General features: G+C 28.2%; 17 protein-coding genes. 13 read left to right on the top strand and 4 right to left on the bottom strand.

Going from position 1 to position 17867, the window contains the following annotated elements; translation table 11 throughout:
- Positions 1 to 23 precede the first annotated feature (23 nt).
- The 8 genes from FVE73_RS06650 (at position 24) to metA (ending at position 8370) form a co-directional block, all read left to right on the top strand.
- Complete coding sequence (locus FVE73_RS06650; RefSeq protein WP_018497746.1) at positions 24 to 833, top strand: LpxI family protein; 810 nt, start codon at positions 24 to 26, stop codon at positions 831 to 833.
- 120 nt (positions 834 to 953) lie between these two features.
- Positions 954 to 2120 (top strand): lipid-A-disaccharide synthase, encoded by a 1167-nt coding sequence (lpxB, locus tag FVE73_RS06645; protein ID WP_018497747.1) that lies wholly within the window; start codon positions 954 to 956, stop codon positions 2118 to 2120.
- A 27-nt stretch (positions 2121 to 2147) separates the two neighbouring features.
- Positions 2148 to 3614, top strand: coding sequence for an MATE family efflux transporter (locus FVE73_RS06640; protein WP_018497748.1), 1467 nt, complete (start codon positions 2148 to 2150; stop codon positions 3612 to 3614).
- A 27-nt stretch (positions 3615 to 3641) separates the two neighbouring features.
- Positions 3642 to 4265: a glycerol-3-phosphate 1-O-acyltransferase PlsY gene (gene plsY, locus FVE73_RS06635; protein WP_018497749.1), complete on the top strand. Its 624-nt coding sequence runs from the start codon at positions 3642 to 3644 to the stop codon at positions 4263 to 4265.
- A gap of 81 nt (positions 4266 to 4346) precedes the next feature.
- Entirely contained in the window at positions 4347 to 5369 is a 1023-nt protein-coding gene (locus FVE73_RS06630) for an NAD(P)H-dependent glycerol-3-phosphate dehydrogenase (RefSeq protein WP_018497750.1), read from the top strand.
- A gap of 33 nt (positions 5370 to 5402) precedes the next feature.
- Positions 5403 to 6224 carry a sigma-70 family RNA polymerase sigma factor gene (locus FVE73_RS06625; RefSeq protein WP_018497751.1) on the top strand — a complete coding sequence of 274 codons (822 nt, stop codon included), beginning with the start codon at positions 5403 to 5405 and terminating at the stop codon, positions 6222 to 6224.
- A gap of 15 nt (positions 6225 to 6239) precedes the next feature.
- On the top strand, positions 6240 to 7367 hold the full coding sequence (gene dnaN, locus FVE73_RS06620) for a DNA polymerase III subunit beta (RefSeq protein ID WP_018497752.1): 1128 nt from the start codon (positions 6240 to 6242) through the stop codon (positions 7365 to 7367).
- Between the two features lie 64 nt (positions 7368 to 7431).
- Positions 7432 to 8370 carry a homoserine O-acetyltransferase MetA gene (gene metA, locus FVE73_RS06615; protein WP_036059220.1) on the top strand — a complete coding sequence of 313 codons (939 nt, stop codon included), beginning with the start codon at positions 7432 to 7434 and terminating at the stop codon, positions 8368 to 8370.
- A 169-nt stretch (positions 8371 to 8539) separates the two neighbouring features.
- On the opposite strand, the gene FVE73_RS06610 is transcribed toward metA, so the two are convergent.
- Positions 8540 to 9118 carry a YiiX/YebB-like N1pC/P60 family cysteine hydrolase gene (locus FVE73_RS06610; protein WP_018497754.1) on the bottom strand — a complete coding sequence of 193 codons (579 nt, stop codon included), beginning with the start codon at positions 9116 to 9118 and terminating at the stop codon, positions 8540 to 8542.
- 249 nt (positions 9119 to 9367) lie between these two features.
- On the opposite strand from FVE73_RS06610, the gene FVE73_RS06605 reads away from it, so the two are divergent.
- The 4 genes from FVE73_RS06605 to FVE73_RS06590 all read left to right on the top strand — a co-directional run bounded on the left by FVE73_RS06605 (position 9368) and on the right by FVE73_RS06590 (position 12336).
- Positions 9368 to 10180 carry an Mrp/NBP35 family ATP-binding protein gene (locus FVE73_RS06605; RefSeq protein ID WP_018497755.1) on the top strand — a complete coding sequence of 271 codons (813 nt, stop codon included), beginning with the start codon at positions 9368 to 9370 and terminating at the stop codon, positions 10178 to 10180.
- A 71-nt stretch (positions 10181 to 10251) separates the two neighbouring features.
- Positions 10252 to 10929 carry a response regulator transcription factor gene (locus FVE73_RS06600; RefSeq protein ID WP_021745500.1) on the top strand — a complete coding sequence of 226 codons (678 nt, stop codon included), beginning with the start codon at positions 10252 to 10254 and terminating at the stop codon, positions 10927 to 10929.
- Between the two features lie 153 nt (positions 10930 to 11082).
- Positions 11083 to 11718, top strand: coding sequence for a superoxide dismutase (locus FVE73_RS06595; RefSeq protein ID WP_018497757.1), 636 nt, complete (start codon positions 11083 to 11085; stop codon positions 11716 to 11718).
- Between the two features lie 408 nt (positions 11719 to 12126).
- Complete coding sequence (locus FVE73_RS06590; protein WP_018497758.1) at positions 12127 to 12336, top strand: DUF1858 domain-containing protein; 210 nt, start codon at positions 12127 to 12129, stop codon at positions 12334 to 12336.
- Positions 12337 to 12878: 542 nt separating this feature from the next.
- Here the strand turns inward: FVE73_RS06590 and htpX are convergent.
- Complete coding sequence (gene htpX / locus FVE73_RS06585; protein WP_018497760.1) at positions 12879 to 13745, bottom strand: zinc metalloprotease HtpX; 867 nt, start codon at positions 13743 to 13745, stop codon at positions 12879 to 12881.
- 319 nt (positions 13746 to 14064) lie between these two features.
- On the opposite strand from htpX, the gene FVE73_RS06580 reads away from it, so the two are divergent.
- The gene (locus tag FVE73_RS06580) at positions 14065 to 15600 is read left to right on the top strand and encodes a contractile injection system protein, VgrG/Pvc8 family (protein ID WP_018497761.1); all 1536 of its coding nucleotides are present in this window, start codon (positions 14065 to 14067) and stop codon (positions 15598 to 15600) included.
- Positions 15601 to 15687: 87 nt separating this feature from the next.
- Here the strand turns inward: FVE73_RS06580 and FVE73_RS06575 are convergent, their stop codons facing one another.
- Together FVE73_RS06575 and FVE73_RS06570 are read right to left on the bottom strand one after the other, a co-directional pair.
- Positions 15688 to 16470 (bottom strand): potassium channel family protein, encoded by a 783-nt coding sequence (locus FVE73_RS06575; protein ID WP_018497762.1) that lies wholly within the window; start codon positions 16468 to 16470, stop codon positions 15688 to 15690.
- Between the two features lie 13 nt (positions 16471 to 16483).
- Positions 16484 to 17821: an FAD-dependent oxidoreductase gene (locus tag FVE73_RS06570; RefSeq protein WP_026238975.1), complete on the bottom strand. Its 1338-nt coding sequence runs from the start codon at positions 17819 to 17821 to the stop codon at positions 16484 to 16486.
- Positions 17822 to 17867 lie beyond the last annotated feature (46 nt).

The following is a 17867-nucleotide window of genomic DNA, read 5'->3' as shown; positions in this document are numbered from 1 at the left end:
AATAAAAAAGGAAAAAATAAAAGATGACAATGAAAAAAGTAGGTTTAATCGCTGGAAATGGAAAATTGCCAGAATTATTTTTAAATCAATGTACGTTGAAGGGTATTGAGCCATTTTCAGTTTATCTATTTGAAAGTGTGGAAGATGATGTAAAGAAACATAAAAATTCTGTAAAGTATAGCGTGGCTCAAGTTGGAAAAATAATTTCATATTTTAAGAAAAATGGAATAACTCAGTTAATAATGCTTGGAAAAGTTGAAAAAAATCTGATTTTTTCAAATCTAAAATTTGATCTGACAGCAACTAAAATATTGTTATCTACAAAAAATAAAAAGGATAAAAATATTTTAAAGGCAATAATTAATTACATTGAATCTGAAAATATCGAAGTTTTGCCCCAAAATTATTTGTTAGACGAATATATTGCTAGAAATGAAGTTTATACAAAAATTTCTCCAAATAAAAATGAGGAAAAGACAATAGAAATTGGGATAGAAGCTGCACGAATGCTAACTGACATTGATGCGGGGCAGACAGTTGTCGTGAAGGATGAATCAGTTATTGCACTAGAAGGTGTGGAAGGGACTGATAAGACGATTTTACGTGGTGGAGAATTAGCTGGAAAAAATTGTATTGTTGTAAAAATGGCAAGGCGAAATCAAGATTATCGGATAGATGTTCCAACGATTGGACTGGAAACAATAAAAAAAGTTGCAGAAATAAATGCTTGTGGAATTGTAATAGAAGCTGATAAAATGCTGTTTATTGATAAAGAGGAAGTTATTAATTTTGCAAATAAAAACAAAATCTTTATAAAGGGAATTAAAATTTAAAATTTATATTTATTAAGAAGATATTTTATAAATATAAAATAAATTCTAAAATAGAAATAAATTATTCAGTAAAGAATTTTAAATTCTTATCAAAATAAAAAAATATAAAAGGCTAAAAAAATGAAAAATAATAATGATTCATTAAATTTAAAAAAAAAGAAAAAAATTTTTATTTCCTGTGGTGAAATGTCAGGAGATTTACACGCTTCGTACATTGTAGAGGAAATGAGAAAAAAAGATGAAAATATTGAATTTTTTGGTGTAGTTGGAGATAAGTCTATAAAAGCTGGGGTCAAGGCTGTAAATCATATTAAGAATAATGATGTTATGGGATTTGTGGAAGCTTTGAAAAAGTATAGGTATTTTACGAAAAAGGCACGTGAATATTTGCAGTTTATTAGGGAAAATGAAGTAGAAACTGTTATATTCGTTGATTTTGGTGGATTTAATTTAAAATTTTTTGAATTGCTGAAAAAGAAAATTTTGAAAAAAGAACTGCAAAATCTGAGAATGATTTATTATATTCCGCCTAAAGTCTGGGCTTGGGGAAAAGGAAGAATAAAAAAATTACGAAAATTTGATGATGTTATTGTAATTTTTCCGTTTGAGAAAGAATATTATGATGAGAGTTTGAGGAAAGATAAATCAAAAGGGTTAAAAGTAGAATATTTTGGAAATCCGTTTGTTGATAAATATGATTTTTCAGATAAATTGGGGAAAAAAATATTGCTACTGCCTGGAAGCAGAAGACAGGAAATTGAGAAATTTTTGCCGATAATTGTGAAATTAATTAGAAACGAAAAGGTTAAGAATGAAAAATTTTTAATGAAATTGGCAAATGAAGAGCATAAAAAATATATTCGTGATTTTAAAGAAAAATATAAAATTGATGTTTTGAAAATTCCAAATTTAGAAATAACTTTTGATGAAATAAAAAATATAAGAAAAGACTGTAAATATGCGATAGCGACTTCAGGGACAGTAACATTTGAAATTTCTCTTACGGGATTGCCTGTAATAGTGGTTTACAAGACTTCGGCGATTAATGCCTTTATTGCACGGCATATAGTAAAAATAAAATATATAACTCTAACTAATTTAAATGCTGATAAGGAAATTTTTAAGGAATTGCTGCAGGAGGATTTTTCTGAGGAAAAATTGCTTAAAGAAATGGGAATTATAGAAAAAAATAAAAAAAATATTGTTTTAGAGTTAAAAAAGGAAAGAGAGAAGTTGGGTAATTTTGGAGTTTTGAAAAAAATTGCCAATTATTTGTTAAAAAAATAAAAATTGACTTTATAAAAAGGAAAAAATATGGAAAAAAAACGTGAAGAACTGTTAAAGGGTTCTATCTTGAAATTATTTGTAAAATATTTCATACCGACACTTATTGGATCTGCGGCAGTTGTTCTTTACAACATTGTTGATAGATTCTTTGTTGGGAAAATTAGTGAAAAGGCGCTTGCAGGTGCGGGAATTGCCTTTTATATTGTTATGTTAATTATTGCTTTTTCAATGTTCATCGGAGTTGGAGCTGGAACGATTATTTCAATTAGGCTTGGACAGGGGAAAAAGGGAGAAGCAAAAAAAATATTGGGAAATGCTATAACGTTATTTGCAATTTTAGGACTTTTATTATATGCATTTTTAATATTGAATATTGACACAGTTTTACGGTATTCTGGTGCTAACAATGAAACGTTGCCTTATGCAAGGGCTTATCTTGAAATAATATTACTGGCAATTTTACCGTTATTTTATTCATTTGGGCTTTCAAATATATTAAATGCAGCTGGAGCACCACGAGTTGCAATGTTTTCAATGTTAATTGGGGCGGTTGTAAATATTATTTTAGATTATGTGGCTGTAATGATTATCCACACTGGAATTGAAGGAACTGCTTATGCGACTTTAATTGGGAATGTGTTATCTGCAGTATTTGTATTGTGGTTTTTAATCGTTGGGAAACTTCCCTTTAAAATTGATATGTTTGGGTTTAAATTAGAAGAGGAAAGTGTTATTGCAATAAGATTTTCAAAATTAAAATTAGATCCCAAAATAGTAAAGGATATTTTTTCAATTGGAATGTCGCCGTTTTTACTGCAAGCTGCAAGTTCAGGAGTTGGACTTGTAACAAATAAAATTGTAGATATTTATGGAGGGACTTATGGTGTGGCAGTTATGACAATTATAAATTCCTATTTGCCAATTATGACAATGAGTGTTTATGCAGTTTCCCAAGCTGTTCAGCCAATAATTGGATTTAATTATGGTGCAAAAAATTTTACAAGGGTCAAAAAATCTTTAATGACTGCTATAGGTGCAGGAGCTATATTATCTTTTGCATTTTGGGTAATTGTAATGCTTTTACCAAAACAATTGATTTTATTTTTTAATGAAAAGAGTACGCCTGAAGCTTTAAGGGAAGGAATAAAAGCTATTAGAATTTATTTTTCACTTGTAATAATTTCATCTTTTGGAATAACTGTGCCAAATTATTTTCAGGCGACTGGACGTTCAAAATACTCGGTTACAATGAATTTAATGCGGCAAGTTGTTATATTTCTAGCAGTTGTCATAGTTTTTTCAAATATATGGAAACTGGATGGTGTATGGCTTGCGCAACCGTTTACGGATTTTCTGTTCTTTTTGATACTTCTAGTATTTTTATACAGAGAAAAAAAATTTTTTGACAAAATGATTGAAAATCAAAGTCATTTATTGGAATCTAAAAAGATAGAATCTACAGAGTATGAGAAAACAGATAAAAATAATAAATAATTTATTAAATAAAAAAAGGAATGAGAAATGATTACGATTTTATTAATGGCACTTTCATATATTTTAGGAAGTGTGCCAAATGCACTTTGGATAGGGAAAGTCTTTAAAGGAATAGATGTACGTCAGCACGGAAGTAAAAACACAGGCTCTACAAATGCTGCACGTGTTTTAGGGGCAAAATTAGGAATTCTGACGTTAATCTTGGATATATCTAAAGGATTAGTTCCAACATTAATTGCAATTTTACTAAAAGTAGATTTTTTTGAAAATTTAACAAAAATTGAAAATTTTGATTATGTGTTGGTTGGAATTTGTGCGATTTTAGGACATGTATTTTCTATTTTTATGAATTTTAAAGGTGGAAAAGCTGTTGCAACAACACTAGGAGTATTTTTAGTTTTAGTTCCAAAGGCTATATTGTTTGCAGCAATTGTATTTTTTGTGGTTTTTGCTATTTTTAGATATGTTTCACTTTCTTCAATTTTTGCAGCTATATCGCTTCCTATTTTTACATATTTTTTGTATCAGCAAATAATATATGTTATTTTAGGAATTTTAATAGCAATTTTAATTGTTGCAAAGCATAAAAGCAATATTGAAAGATTAAGAAATGGGACAGAATCTAAGTTTAATTTGAAAAGTAAAAAATAAAAAATTTATAAAAATATAATTGTAAATAAAAATATTTAAATTCTTTAGGATATTTATATATTGTGAAAGGAAGGGATAATAATGAAAAATATATTGGTTATTGGTGGTGGAAGCTGGGGAACTTGCCTTTCAAAACTGCTAGTAGAAAATGGACATAAAGTATATTTGTGGGAACATAATGAGGAAGTTAGAAAAGTTATTCGTGACACAAAGGAAAATCCTAAATTCCTGCCAAATATAAAATTACCTGATAGTCTTAATGTTGTGGATGATTATGGAGAAATATTAAAAAACCCTAAAAAATACGGAAAAATTGATATTTTATTATTAGCAACTCCAACGCAATTTTTAAGAAATATTTTAAAAAGATTGAAAAATTTCTTAAATTATAATATAATACTGGTAAATGTTGCAAAAGGTTTAGAAATTACTACAAAAAAAAGAATCTCTGAAATTGTGGCTGAAGAACTGGAAAATAAGGAATATAGCTATGTTTTACTAGCTGGACCGACACATGCTGAAGAAGTGGCACAAAAATTGCCATCTGCGATACTTTCTGTGTCTAAGGATGAAGAGGCTGCAAAAATTGTGCAGACTACATTTAGCAATCTTTATTTTAGAGTTTATACAGGAACGGATCTTATGGGAGCTGAACTCGCAGGTGCATTAAAGAATTGTCTTGCAATCGCAGCGGGAATTGCCGATGGAATGGGTTATGGAGATAATACAAAAGCCGCTCTTATAACTCGTGGAATTAATGAAATGTTTGAAATTGCAAAATTTTATAATGCTAATCCTAAAACATTTATGGGATTGTCAGGACTTGGAGATATTATTGTAACTTGTACAAGCAAACATAGTAGAAATAGATATGTTGGGGAAAAGCTGGGGCAAGGTCAAAAAATTGAAGATATAGTTTCACACATGAATATGGTATCAGAAGGTGCAGAAACAATAAAGGCTCTTTATAAAATTATAAAGGAAAATGACTTGAAAGCACCTATTTTTACAGCACTTTATGAAGTAATTTATGGTGGAAAGCCAGTTTCAGAACTGGAATCTACATTTATGAGCAGAGACTTGAAGTCAGAATTTTTAAATTAAGAAATATATATAAAATAAAACTGGAGTGAGGTAATGGAAGATAACAACTTAAACTTAATGTCGTTATATTTAAGTGATATTCAAAAATTTGATTTACTCTCAAAGGAAGAAGAATACGAACTGTTAAAACGAATTAGGGAAGATAATGACGAACAGGCAAGGCAATTACTAATTTTATCAAATTTAAGACTGGTAATAAGTACAGCTAAAAAATCTCTTGGGAACGGATTGCCTCTAATTGATTTAATTAGCGAAGGGAATATTGGATTGATAAAGGCTATAAATAAATTTGATTATGAAAAAGGGCATAGGTTTAGCACATATGCAGTATGGTGGATAAAACAGTCAATTAAAAAGGCAATTATCAATATTGGAAGGGATATTAGAATACCGTCTTATAAATATGAGCAATTATCAAAAGTAAATAAAGTCATAAAAAATTATACTGCCATTCATGGTGAAGCTCCATCAACAGAATATATTGCAAAAAAAGTTGATTTAAAGGAAAGCAAAGTTATATTGCTTTTAGGTGAATTTCAGGATATAATGTCATTAAATGAAACAATAGGCGATAATATTTATCTAGAGGATGTTATAGGAAAAAATGATGATGTTGAGGATAAAATAATAAAAGAGGATCAGCTTGTTGAGATGAAGGAATTGCTTGAAAAAGTTTTAAATGAGCGTGAAAGACTGATCCTTGAATATCGTTATGGATTATATGACAATAAAATCCATACATTAAAGGAAATTGGCGAACAGATGGGAATTACACGTGAAAGAGTTAGACAAATTGAGAAAAAGGCTATAACGAAATTAAAGGAACATTTAGAAGAATATAAGGATATATTATAAAAAAGAGGTGAACATATGTTACATATAATTGTAGATAGAAAATCATTATTAAGAGCTATGACTATAGTTGAAAATGCAGTAACTGAAAATAAAATAAGAGAAGTTCTTTCTGGAATTTATATTGAAACTCAAGGTGAGAAGGCAATTTTACGAGGAACAGATTTGGAACTTTCTATAAATACAGAAATAGAAGCACAAGTGAAAGAAGATGGAAAAATTGTTATAAAACATAAATTAATTGAAGAATTTTTAAAACAGATTTCTGATGATAAAATAACTTTAATTGAGGAAAATGGTAAATTAATAATCCAAGCAGGTTCAACAAATACTGAATTTTCATTATATAATGTAGAAAATTTTCCAGTTCAGTCAAAACTTGAGAACGGAGTTGAATATGTGTTTGAAAAAGGAAAACTATTAAGTAATATCGAAAATGTAAAAATATCAGCTTCTCCAAATCCAGAAAACCTTGCTGTAAACTGTATTAGAGTGGAAATTGAAGAAAATAAATTAAAACTTATTTCATCTGATACATATAGATTAACATACATTGAAGAGGATTTGGAAGATTCTCAAAAAAATAAGGAAAACCTTAGTTTAAGTATTCCATTAAAGACAATTGATGGATTAGTAAAAATTATGAGATTAATAGATGAAGAAAAGATCACGTTAAAATCAGATGGTTCAAAAGTATTTTTCAAATTTTCAAGTGTAGAGATATTAACTCGTACAATTGATTTACAATTTCCAGATTATAAATCAATTTTGAATAATTCTCAACATAATAAAAAAATATTATTAAATACAAAGGATTTCTTATCAGTATTAAAGAGAACAGCTATATTTGTTAGGGATAATAAAGAATCTAAAAATGGCGGAATATTTCTTTTTTCAAACAATAAGCTATTGCTTACAGGGACAAGTGAAAATGCACAGATAAAAGAAGAAATTGTAACAATTCAAGAGGGTGAAGATTTGAGAATTTCATTAAATGTTAAATTTTTACTTGACTATATTTCTACAATTGAAGGAAAAGTTACTGTTTTAGAACTGTTAAATGATAAAAGTTCAGTAATTGTAAAAGATGAAGATAATGATAAATCGTTGTATTTTACAATGCCGTTAGCAATTAGAGGAAATTAAAAATCTGATTTAATTAAAGATTTAATTTGAGAGAACAAAAAAATTTATGAAAGGAGAATATGCAATGCCTATAAAAATACCAAATAACTTACCGGCTGTAGATATTTTAGCAAAGGAGAATATTTTTGTAATGGATGAAAGAAGGGCATTGTCACAAGATATTCGACCTTTAAAGTTTATAATAATAAATCTTATGCCTACAAAAATTGAAACAGAGACACAGTTATTAAGGCTTTTGAGTAACACTCCGCTTCAAATTGAAGTAACTTTTTTGAAAATGGCATCCTACGTATCTAAAAATATATCAAAAGAACATATGTCAAATTTTTATAAGACCTTCAATGATATAAAAAATGATTATTTTGATGGGCTTATAATAACAGGAGCACCTGTTGAAAATATGCCTTTTGAAGAGGTTATTTACTGGAAGGAATTAACAGAAGTTATGGAATGGAGTAGAACTCATGTTTATTCTACAATGTGTATTTGCTGGGGAGCGCAGGCGGCACTTTATTATCATTATGGAATAAAAAAATATCCGTTAAAGGAAAAACTTTTTGGAATTTATCCTCTAAAAATTGATATTTGTCATACAATGTTATTACGTGGATTTGATGAAGTGTTTAATATGCCACAATCACGGCATACAAAAGTTCATGCAAAGGATATAGAAAAAATTCCTGAATTGGAAATTATTGCCAATTCTAAAGAGGCTGGGGTAAGTATTGTGCGTAGTCGAGATAAACGTAATATTTTTATTATGGGACATTTGGAATATGATAGAATGACACTGGCAAAGGAGTATGAGAGAGATGTAAAATTAGGGAAAGCCATAAAAGTTCCTTATAACTATTATCCAAATGATGATACAAGTAAAGCACCACTTTTTGTTTGGAGAGCTCATGCAAATTTACTATTTTCAAATTGGATAAATCATCATGTTTATCAAGGGACTCCTTATGATTTAACAACATTGGGGAAAGCTCCTAATTTTCAAATTTAATATTATTTTTTGTTAAAATGATTATATTTTTTGCGAATGTTAATAAAAATTTTTTGAAAGTACGAATTATTTATAAAAAATAAAAAGCTGTCAAGTAATATTTATTTTATAAAAAAATAAGATAAATTATACGAGACAGTTTTTTTATAAATTTATTCATCAGAAATATTTATTGAGTATAAATAGATATGTTTTCAAGTAAAGGGGAATCCATTATGTCAAATGGCATAACCCATCCACCGCCATTGGAATCTAGATCTACTTTACGTCCAACTCTTTTTCCTGCTTTTTTAAATACCAAATATACAAATTGTGAGCAATAAAGTCTTTTGTCAAAGTCCTTGGTAAATGTTAGTCCATAAGGTTTAGTTACAGTTTCATCAATTTCTTTAAATAATGCAGATTTAAATTTATCGTCTATTCCTTTTAATCTAAAAATAGCAATTTTTCTATCAATGTTTTCCCAGGCATATATTGGACTTTCGCTGTAACCAGCAGAATATGTTGGAAATTCAATTATTTTTTTGTGTTCATTAAGAACGGCGGCATGTCCCCACATTGAACGTAACGTCGGTTTTTTAGATAAAATGAGAATATCTCCTGGCTGAAGTTTGTCAACGTTTGAAATAACTTCGTGTGGAGTATACCAGAAGTATTTATCTTCTGGCTTTGTCTTACATACAAGTGCAAGAGTTAGGATTAAAAAGAGCATTAATCTTTTTATGTTTTCCTTTAAATAAATATTCATAATTAATTGTTCCTTTCTATTTATTAATTTTAATAATCAAACTTATGTATATTATATAAAAAAGATATAAATTAGTCTAGTATATTTTTTAATAAAAAAAATTTTAAATATAATTTATTTATTGTAATAAAAAAATTAATTTTTTTTGAAAAAAATGTAAAAAATTGCTTGTATTTTTTCTAAGTTTATGATTTAATTAAAGTAGGGAAGTTAAATAAAATTATAATATTTTTAGAATAGGAGGAATAAATGCAAACTAATCCGGCTTTAGCTGAACGGAAGCAAAGAATTGATTCCAATATGTCCAAGATTAAACATAAAATAGTAGTGATGAGTGGAAAAGGTGGAGTTGGGAAAACAACTACATCTGTTAATTTAGCCTTTGGTTTGTCGTTGCGAGGATACAAAGTTGGTATTCTTGATGCAGATTTGCACGGACCTAATATTCCGATTATGTTTGGAAAAGAAGGAGTAAAACTTTCAAAAATTTCCAAGCCATTGGAAATAACAGAAAATTTGCATATATCATCATTAAGTTTTTTTGTTCCTGATAATTCACCAGTTGTATGGAAGGGACCGCAAAAAATTACGGCGATAATGGAAATGTTGGAAGGAATTAAATGGGGAGAGATTGATTACTTAATAGTTGATCTGCCACCAGGAACAGGTGATGAAACATTAGGCATTGCTCAGAATATAGGAACTGATTCAAAAGCAATTATTGTTACAACACCGCAAAAGGTTTCCTTGCTGGATTCTACACGCTCAATAAATTTTGCTAGATTGATTAACTTGGATGTGCTTGGTGTAATCGAAAATATGAGTGGTTTTATTTGCCCTGACTGTCAAAAAGAAGTTAATATCTTTAAAAAAGGTGGTGCCGAAAAAATGGCTCAAGAGAAAAAAACAGACTTTCTAGGCTCAATACCATTAGATGGAAATATTGTGGAATCTAGTGATAATGGGTTACCATTTATTTCAAACGATTCTCTAGCAGCAAGAAGAATGAATGATATAATTACAAAAGTAATTGAAAAAACAGAAAAAGAAAATGAGAAGTAAGAAAATAAGTGTGAAAGGAGAGGTATTTTAAATGTATTTAAGTCGTAATATATTTATTATACAATAGAAAAATGAAAGTATTAGTATTTAACAAAAATGAAAAGACCAGAATGGTAGTGGGACAGTTATTGAAAGAATTGAGTTTTAATGTTATATTGGCAGAAAATGAGGAACAAATGCTTGATGCTCTAAAAACAGAAACTCTTGATATTTCTTTTTTAGATATTAATTCAATTGAAGATTTTCCATTGGCAATAGAAAGAATAACAAGATATAAAAAACAAAGCTATATTCTAATGGCAATCGAACAAGATGACAGATATGCGAAAACCGAAGCCCTATTAAAGGGAATAGATGACTATGTTTACAATGATTTTAGATTAGAAGAACTTTCGGCTAAATTTAGAGCAATAGTGAGAATTTTGAATAAACGGCTTACTGAAGATGAAATGGGAATTTTGACAGCTTACGATTTAACATTAAATCCTGCAAATAGGGAGGTTAAACGTGATGGAAAAGAAATAGAACTAACAAATAAAGAATTTTTATTATTGGAATATTTTTTGAGAAATAAAAATAGAGTTCTTACTAGAACTATGATTTCTGAAAAAATTTGGGATATAGACTTTGTTTCAGAAAGTAATATTGTAGATGTGTATGTTAATTTCTTGAGATCAAAGATAGATAAGGGACATGATCAAAAAATTATAAAAACTGTAAGAAGTGTTGGATATATCATAAAAGAATAAATAAAAAAATAGATAATAATGAATATTTTAATTAGTTTATCAGTTTATTCATAATTGTAATAATAACAAATTCATAAAAAATATAAATTTTTATTGATTTTATAAAAATAATGTGATAAAATACATTCAAATAATAGATTAGGAGTGATAAAAATGTTTAAACAAATAGAATTACCTTATGGATTTGATGCATTGGAGCCAAGTATTGATACAAAAACAATGGAAATCCATTATGGAAAGCACCATGCAGCTTATACTAATAATTTGAATAGCACATTAAAAGATAATGCACCACAATTTTTGGAAAAATCAATAGAAGAAATTTTAACAAATTTAGATGCATTGCCAGAAAATATACGTGGAGCTGTTAGAAATAATGGTGGAGGTTTTTATAACCATAATTTATATTTTGAAGTAATGGGACCTAATGCAGGTGGAGAACCAAAAGGTGAATTAGCCGAAAAAATAAATGAAGCATTTGGAAGTTTTGACAAATTTAAAGAAGAATTTTCAAAAGCGGCTGCAACTAGATTTGGTTCAGGATGGGCTTGGCTTGTTGTAAACAAAGATGGAAAATTAAAAGTAACTTCAACAGCAAATCAAGATAATCCACTAATGCCAGGTGTAACAGCTTGTGGATGTTCAGAAGGAACTCCAATTTTAGGAATAGACGTATGGGAACATGCATATTACTTGAATTATCAAAATAGACGTCCAGATTATATTACAGCTTTCTTTAACGTTATAAACTGGGATGCAGTATCTAAAAAATATGAAGCTGCAAAATAAGTAAGAATAAATTATTGAAATAAATTTATAAATTTAGATTGAATTGGAGTCGTTATTTATAATAATTCTAGTTCAATCTTTTTTTCTAAAAATTATAAGTATTATTTGATTAAAAAAATATTTGTTTATAAAAGTTGACTGAAACGATTTAATTTGTTATACTTATAGAGTGGTATTATTATTTCTCATTTAAATAGTAAATATAATAATTTTTCTTGATAAAATCAAAATCTTTTGCGGTTGTTAAATAAATAAAATATTGTTGACTATTTTATGAGGTTTGATATAGGTTACTTTAAAACCAAATTCTAAAAATATAATATTTAGTTTACATTTAAACTTTAGTTTTATTTTAAAGGATTTAATATTAAAAATATAAAATAAAATTTCAAATGGGAGGAAATAACTATGGAAAAAGTCACAAAAGATATGAATATAATGGAAGCTGTGGAAAAATATCCGATTATTGCTCAAGTATTAATGAGATATGGACTTGGATGTGTTGGATGTATTATTTCAAGTGCAGAAACTTTGGGAGAAGGAATTGCAGTTCATGGTTTAAATCCAGATATGATTATTGAAGAAGTAAATATGATTCTTGAAAAACAAGAAGGATAATTTTAAATTAATAATAAAAATAGGTAACTTTTACTACAAAAATTAAGCTACCTATTTTTTTATAAATTTATATTATTAACATAAAACCATAAATAATATTTGTTAATAAAATTATTCCTACTAAAAATCTATTTATAAATTTGAAGATGTTTTGACTTCCAAATGTGAAAGCTAATGCCAGATTTAAAATAGAATATATTAGAAGTGTTACTGAAAAATTTTTCAGAATAAAAAATTTTTGAGTCTTTAGCAACATTAAAACTGGCGGTAGTAGATAACGGAATGAATTAAAAAAAGTATATAAAAATATAGTCAAAACTTCAAATAAAAGTATAAATACAGTTATCCTTTCTGCAAACTGCACTCGTTTTTCACTTAGGAATAAAAGTGAAACAAGTGAATAAATACGTACAAAAAGTAATAGTAGGGTTAAAAATGTAAAAGTATTAATCATATCTTATTCTCCATATATATTTGATAACTTTTATATATTTTATCATACTTATAATAAATTCTCAAGTAAAATAAAAAGTTCCATTAAGTTATAATAAATTTTTTTCTCTTGCCATTTTTTCAAGCTCTCTTATCCTGTCATCAGTAGATGGATGTGTACTAAATAAATTTTTCAGATTTCCAAGGTTTGAAAATGGATTCACAATAAACATGTGGGCTGTTGCTGGATCTTCTCTATTCATTGGAATACTATGACTGTAGTTCTCCAATTTTTGGAGTGCATTGCGTAAATATAAGGGATTTCCTGAAAACTCAGCTCCAGCTCTGTCTGCCATATATTCTCTTTTTCTTGAAATAGACATTTGAATTATAGAAGCGGCTATTGGGGCTAAAAGTGATACTAGCATTGCAGTGGCGACGTTATTTCGTCTTCTTTCGCCATTTCTATTGTCCCCGCTTGATACATAAGGTAAAAATCTTGCAATATTTGCAATTGCTCCAGCAAATGTAGCAGCGATTGTACTAATTAAAATATCTCGATGTTTTATATGTCCAAGTTCATGAGCTATTACACCTGCTAGCTCGTTATCATCCATTAATTCAAGCAGTCCAGCTGTACAGGCAACTGCTGCATTTTGTGGATTTCTTCCAGTTGCAAAGGCATTTGGTTGTCGTTCCGGAATTATGTAAATTTTTGGCATAGGTAAATCAGCATTTTTTGTCAATCTTTGTATTAGATGATAGAGTCTTGGATTATTTTGAGAATTAACTTCTTGACCATTATAAGCTCTGATAACCATTTTATCGCTAAACCAGTAACTGTAAAAACTCATACCGCCAGCAATTATAAGTCCAATTAGTGCCCCTTGCTGATTTCCCAATGCACCACCAATTGCTACAAAGAGAAAAACTAATCCAAACATTAAGAAACCTGTTTTCATAGTATTTATAAACATAGGTATTTTTTCCTTTCTTCTGATTAAATATTAAACTCGTTCAGTAGCTGTATAATTTATTGGATAAATTTTATAAATTGTGAGTTTTTTGAACAAGTTTATTATATTATAAAAAAAGGTATTTTTCAATAAATAATTTAAATTTTATTATTTTTTAGTGTAGTCAAATTATTAGAGAATATTTTAAAACTAAAATTAATAATTTTAAAATGGAAAAAATTTATAAAAAGATTGAAAAAGTATTTAAAATATAGTATAATAAAAACATATTAATATTTTATTAAATATTATATAAAAAAGGTAAATTGAGGTGAGGAAAATGGGGAAAGAAAGTACAGATATGGAAAATATGTATGAGGGGAAAAATATTAAAATTATACTGGACAGAAAAAATCTAGATAATTTTGTAATTCGAGAATTTGTGTTAAATGAGAATATTAATGAACATCAGAAGTTGGAAGTGCAACTGGAGATGGATGATGAGCAAAGAAAGAGTTTGGAAAAAATTATTGAGAAGGAAAATGTTGAAATTGAAATTGAACTTTCAGGGATAAATCAGAATGTTAAAAAGAAAATTTTTTGTGGGATAGTTGATTATTTTGAAATATTAGATTATGGGAGTTATGGTTGTAGAATTTTGATAAGAGCATTTTCTAAAAGTATAATTTTTGATAGGAAAAACGAGAAGAAGTATAGGGTTTTTCAAGATGTAAATCTTATGTTTTCAGATATAATCAATGAGATTAATAAAGATTATACTGAGAAAAGACTGGAAATAAAATATTCTGATATTGCAAAAAAACAGATTGGAACTCTTGTTGTCCAGTTTGATGAAACAGACTGGGAATTCTTGGTAAGACTTGCTAGTCAACTGAAAACTGGGCTGTTTGTAGTTGAGCAGGGGATAATATTGTTTGGAATGGTGGAAATGGGAGAAATTAAGAAGGAAAATAGATATTTTTCAGATTATTCGCTTGTAAGGGATTATAAAAATTTATATTACAAAGTGCAGTCAAATAAAGTAATAAATTTGGGAAATACTATTTCAATTTCTGAAAATATCGGAAAAAATAAGAATAATAGTGAAAATTCTGATGAAAATAAAAGAAGTTTTTCTGTATTAAAAACTAAAATATTTTTGAAGAATTTTGTTTTGAAAAGTGAATTTTTAGCATCAGATATGGGAACTTATCATGTATTTAAGAAATATAATAAAAAAATTAGGGGGTGTAGAATTGAGGCTAATGTTGAACGGGTATTTGAAGATGGCGGAATTGCAAAAATGGAAGTTAAATTTTCAGAAGGATTGAAAAGAATTGTTCAGGAAAGAAGTGATTCTGAAAGTAATGACAGGGCTTATGATGACTATGGGATAAAAAAATTTCCATTAAGTTATCAGACTTTTTATTCACAGACAAATACTGGATTTTTTTGCACTCCTGAAGTAAATGATACTGTTGAGGTTTATTTTCCAAATGAAGACGAGCGGTTTGCAAAAGTGTCATGGGCAATTAATAATAAAGGAAATGGGAGATTTAGCGATTATACGAAAAGAAATTTTCAAGTAAATCAGAGTGATTTTAATTTTAACTTAAATTTAAATAATTTTGAAGTTAAGACCGCTGAAAAATATAGTGTGGAATCGCCTAATATAGTTGAAAATGCAGATAATTTTGTAAATAAGTCGAATCAGAATATGGTTATTGCATCGAATAATTATTTGGGAATAGAGTCGATTGGAGATGCTGATTTTTATGCTTCTAGGATAAATATTATTGGAAAGGAAAAGGAAATAACGATGGAATCATTGAGTTCAGATGTGAGAATTAAAGGGAAAAAAGTTCATAGTAACTAGCATAGTAATTAATAATAGAAAATACAGGAGAATAATAAGATTGAATAAACTTACTATTTTTCCTGTATTAAAAAATTTAAGAGTAATTTATTTTTTTCTTTTATTCCTTATAAATTGTATAAAAGTTATAATTTCCTGCTTCTCTGTATCTGTATAGTTTTGGGAATTTAGGATATATTCATCTAAATTGTCATCTGGGATTAAATCAGCTTGCCGATTCAAGAAATAGCTTGTGATTGCTCCTGTAATCATCCCAAAAGTTCCCATTCCAATGAGTATCAGAAAAATGGCGATTATTCTTCCAATAAATGTGTGTGGATAGACATCTCCATAGCCAACAGTAGTTGCCGTTACAAATGCCCACCATAAGCCATTGAAATATGATAATTTTTCAACATAGGAAACTATTAATGCTGAGACAACGATTCCTAATGCTGCAAAAATTAATAGATAAATCAACCCGTTTAATTTTAAAAAATTTTTTATTTTTTTTCGAAATCTTTTGATAATCAAATAGGTTCTGGTTAATTTTAATTGTCTGAAAGTTTTGGCAAAACGTCTTATTTTAAAAATTCTAAATAATCTGAAAATAGAGTAATACGGAATAATGGAAATCAAATCTGGAATATTATTTTCAATAAAATCTAATTTATCCTTTGAAAATGTAAATCGAATAAAATAATCAATTGCAAAAATCAGATAAATTGACATATCAATAAACTCCAAAAGGCGATTTCCAAAAATATGAATATCACCGTGCAAATCTAAAATTGTCGTAGTAAAACTGTAAACTGCCAAAAAAATAAAAATGACCTGATAACTTATTCTAAATCTTTTGTTTTTGTGTAAATCTTCAATTTTCTTTTTCATAAAAATACCTGTTTTATTTAATAACTTTTCTGTACGTTACCAACAACGGATTCCAAACACTTGCGTTTGTTGGAGAATATGCAAAGTCAATTTCTATGAATTTTTCAATAGGAGTTTCAAGAGTAATTACAATAGCTATTTGATCCACAAATTGAGCAACTGCTTCCTTTCCAGCCATTGCTCCACCTAGAACGATTTTTTTATCTTTGTCGTAAATAATTTCTGCACTTGCAGGAACAGAATCTTCAAATCCTGAATTTTTATACATTGCTTTCATTGAAACAACGTCGGCATTATATCCTAATTCTAGTGCTTCTTTTAGTGAAAGTCCAGTTTGTGCCAGTTTCACATCATAAAATGAAGTTGCAAAAGAACGGATCAATCCTTTCCAGCTCACATTTTTTCCTGATAAATGTTTCGCAAGGAACATTCCATGCTTATTTGCCACATCTCCAAATGGTGCATATAAATTTCTGTCAGTTTTGTAATATTTGTTAAAAATACAATCTCCAATTGCATATACATCTTTAATATTTGTTTCAAATTTGTCATTTACAGTAATTTTTCCAGAATCGGTTTTTAATTCTTTAGGAAGAAAATCAATATTTGGAGTAATTCCGATGCTAAATAATGCAATATCAAAATCCACAGTTTCTCCATTGTCTAATTTTACTGATTTTGCTACATTGTTTTCAGAAATAATTTCCGAAACTCCTGAATTTAATTTTAATGTAACGTTGTTTTTTTCTATTTCCTTATAAATTCTTTTTTTCAAATTTTCAGAAACATTTGGAAAAATTTGGTCAGCCTTTTCAATTAGTGTAACATTTAATCCATTTTTTCTAAATGATTCAGCCATTTCCAGCCCAATGAATCCAGCTCCTACAACAACTGCATTTTTTAATCTTGATTTATTTTCATTTAGGAAATCCTTTATTTTAAAGGCATGCTCTGCATGTGATAAAGTAAATACATTTTCCAAATTTTGAGAATATCCAGCAATATTTGGTACAAATGATTTTGCTCCAACAGCAATTACCAATTTGTCATAAGAAATTGTTCCGTTAATTTCATTGCCTTTTACTGTTAAAGTTTTATTTTCAAAATCTATTTTTGTAACTTCGTGATGAATTTTTACATTAATTCCACGATTTATAAAATCTTCAGGCGTGCCGTGCAAGACATCGCTTTTTTTCAATTCATCAGCGATAAAATAAGGTGTTGGACATCCAGCCCAAGCTACATAAGATGATTTTTCAAATAAAATAATTTCATCTTCAGGATTTGCCTTTTTATATTGAGTCGAAAACATCATTCCAGCTGCTCCGCCTCCAATTACAATTATTTTCATAATATTTAATTGTATGATAATTTTTTTATTATCATACACTCCTTTC

This window comes from Leptotrichia wadei, from assembly GCF_007990545.2.
Taxonomy (GTDB): domain Bacteria; phylum Fusobacteriota; class Fusobacteriia; order Fusobacteriales; family Leptotrichiaceae; genus Leptotrichia; species Leptotrichia wadei.
Note: the sequence above shows the minus strand (reverse complement) of the source record. Positions and strands in the feature narration are given on the sequence as shown.